Annotated in this window: 2 protein-coding genes and 1 pseudogene; all 3 read left to right on the top strand. The window is 77.6% G+C overall.

Going from position 1 to position 2,363, the window contains the following annotated elements:
• Positions 1-601: pseudogene (locus MCAG_RS24205) on the top strand (class I SAM-dependent methyltransferase); the annotation flags it as partial.
• Entirely contained in the window at positions 598-1,329 is a 732-nt protein-coding gene (locus MCAG_RS24200; RefSeq protein WP_036375036.1) for a cytidylyltransferase domain-containing protein, read from the top strand. The pseudogene MCAG_RS24205 and the gene MCAG_RS24200, both read left to right, overlap by 4 nt.
• The coding region (locus MCAG_RS33905; protein ID WP_036377933.1) for a PseG/SpsG family protein at positions 1,326-2,363 on the top strand (1,038 nt) is incomplete at its 3' end. The genes MCAG_RS24200 and MCAG_RS33905, both read left to right, overlap by 4 nt.

Raw genomic sequence — 2,363 nt, 5'->3', positions numbered from 1 at the left:
CTTCGCGGTGCTCGACCCGAGCTGGCGGGCCAGCGACCCGTGGCCGGTGGACGTGACGCTGGCCCGGGGCCTGTGGGGGTTCGCCGCCGCCCTGGCCACCGGCGGGTACGCCCACCCCTGGCCGTCCACCCTCGACGTGGCCGGGCTGACCGTGGTGCTGGCCGGCACCGCCGGCCGCGACCTGGACCGGGCGACGGTGACGGCGGCCGTCGACGCGGAGGTGGCGGTCACCGCCGCGCTGCGCGGGCTGGACGGCGCCGACCGCGTCGCCCTCGCCGACGAGCTGCGCGCGGTCGAGCCCACCGCGCCCCCGCCGGGCCTGGACAGCCACCAGCAGCTACGCGAGGCGTGGCTGCGGCAGAAGGACGAGCTGACCCGGCTGGCGGCCCTGCTGCGCTGGACGGAGGAGCTGCTCACCTCCCGGGAGCGGGCGCTGCGCCGGGCCGACGCCACCATCAACCTGCTCAGCGGCTCGCTGAGCTACCGGGTCGGCCGGCTGGCGATCACGCCGGCCCGGCTGGCGAAGCGGGGCGCCCGCGCGGCGAAGCGACGGGCCAAGGACGTCCTCGCACCCCGGCACGGCGAGGAGGAGCAGCGGTGACGCGGATCGTGGGAATCGTGCAGGCCCGGATGGGGTCGTCGCGACTGCCCGGCAAGGTGCTGCGCCCGCTGGCCGGGCGCTCGGTGCTGGGCCGGGTGGTCCGGGCCGCCGCCGACGGCGGGGTGCTCGCCGACCTGGTCGTGGCCACGAGCACCGACGCCGTCGACGACGCCGTGGTCGCCGAGTGCGCCCGGCTCGGCGTTGCCTGCCACCGGGGCTCCGTCGACGACGTGCTCGACCGGTTTGTCGGCGCGCTGGACGCGCACCCCGGCGACGCGGTCATGCGGTTCACCGCCGACTGCCCGCTGCTCGACCCGGAGATCGTCCGGCTGGTCGCCGACGTGTACCGGGCCGTGCCGGGGCTGGACTACGCGAGCACCTCCATCGCCCGTACTTTGCCGCGCGGGCTCGACGTGGAGATCATCCGGGCCGACACGCTGCGTACGCTGCACCGGATCGCCGCCGACCACCACCGGGTGCACGTAACCTCGTACGCGTACACCCATCCGGAGCTGTTCCGGGTGCTCGGGGTGACGCTCACCCCCGACCGGTCGGCCCTTCGGCTCACCCTCGACACCGAGCAGGACTGGGCGCTGGTCAGGGCGGTCACCGACCACTTCGGCGACGTCAGCGTCCCGCTGGCCAAGCTCGCCGACTGGCTGGCGGGCCAACCGGCCCTGCGTGCCCTGAACGCCTCGGTGCGGCAGAAGCGGCTGGAGGAGTCCTGAGCACGGTACGCGTCGGGGTTCGCTGCGACGCCGGGCCGACCCGGGGGGTCGGGCACCTGGTGCGCTGCCTCGCCCTGGCCGAGGAGTTTCTCGCCCGGGGCCACCGGGTCGACTTCTTCGGCACCGTCGAGGGGGTCGGCTGGGCTGCCCGGCAGCTCGCCGACCGGGGCATCCCACTGCATCCCGGCCCGGAGCGCCCCGACGACCTCGTCGCGGCGGCCCGCCGGCACGGCCTCGACGTGATGGTGCTCGACTCGTACGAGCTGGACCCGGCCGGGGCGGGCGCGCTGCGCGCGGCCGGGGTGGTGACCCTCGCCGTCGTCGACGGTGACACCCGGGGGCAGGACGCCGACGTGTACCTGGACCAGAACCTCGGTGCGACGCACGGGCCGCTGCCCGGCCGGCTGCTCGCCGGGACGGCGTACCCCCTGCTGCGCGACGCCGTGGTGGCCGCGCGGCCGGCGGCTCCCCGCCCGCCGACGCGGACGCCCCGACCCCGGGTGCTGGCCTTCTTCGGCGGCACCGACGCGTTCGGGGCTGCCCCGGTGCTGGCCCGGGTGCTGCTGTCCACCGGGCACCCGATGAACCTGACCGTGGTCGTCGGTCGCGCCGACGTCGAGGCGGACCTGGCGGCGCTGGCCCCGGGGCGGGGGCAGGCGGTGCGGCCCGTCCCGCCCACCGACAGCCTGCCCGCCCTGGTCGCCGCCGCCGACCTGGTGGTCAGCGCGGCAGGCACGTCCACCTGGGAGCTGTGCTGCCTCGGCGCGCCGGCCGCGCTGGTGTGCGTGGTGGACAACCAGCGCGAGTCGTACCGCCGGGTGGTGGACGCGCGGATCGTGGCCGGCCTCGGCGAGCTGCCCACGCTGGCCGCCGCCGGGTTGCCCGGCCGGGCGGCCCGGGCCGAGGCCGCGCGGACGCTGCGCGCCCTGCTCGACTCCCCCGAGCGCCGGGCGGCCCTGGCCGGCCGCGCCTGGGCCACCGTCGACGGGCGCGGCCGGGCCCGGGTGGCCGACGCGGTGCTCGCCCTCGTCGGC

It is taken from the genome of Micromonospora sp. ATCC 39149 (assembly GCF_000158815.1).
GTDB lineage: Bacteria > Actinomycetota > Actinomycetes > Mycobacteriales > Micromonosporaceae > Micromonospora.
This window is presented reverse-complemented; position numbering and strand designations above follow the sequence as displayed.